General features: G+C 72.0%; 1 protein-coding gene. It reads right to left on the bottom strand.

Annotation, left to right across the window (positions count from 1 at the left end):
* Positions 1 to 148: 148 nt before the first annotated feature.
* Positions 149 to 450 (bottom strand): hypothetical protein (locus G6038_RS30860; protein ID WP_165042721.1); only part of this gene is annotated, 302 nt, incomplete at its 5' end.

Genomic DNA, 450 nt, shown 5'->3' with positions numbered 1-450 from the left:
CCCCATCCCCGGTACCCGCCCGACCCGGATGCGCTCGCCCTCGCAGGACTGGTGCTTCCCGGCTTGGCCGGTCTCACCCCGGCCGCCGTGGCAGCGATGAGGTGAGGGCGGATGCCGGGGCCCTGCTCCGGTGCGGCCGGTCTCGCCCCTATGCCGGCGGACCGGGCGCAATGCCGACCGGCTGCACCGAAACACGTTCGGGTAGAACGGAAGTGGGAGTCTGGACCGCGCAGGGCGCGAACCGGACGGCCCGGAACAGGTTGTCGGCGACGCACTCTCCGTCGACACCGGCGGCGACGGAACCGGCGACGAGACCACGGACCTCCCGGTACAGCGCGGTGGTGTGTTCGACGGCGAGCTGCACCGCGAGCTGGTGGTACGTCGTTCCGGGATATCCGGGATATCCGGGATATCCGGGGACCGGCTCACGGCCGCGGAGGGTGCCCGGAT

This window comes from Rhodococcus sp. 14C212 (assembly GCF_011058195.1).
GTDB classification, from domain to species: Bacteria; Actinomycetota; Actinomycetes; order Mycobacteriales; family Mycobacteriaceae; genus Rhodococcus; species Rhodococcus aetherivorans.
Note: the sequence above shows the minus strand (reverse complement) of the source record. Positions and strands in the feature narration are given on the sequence as shown.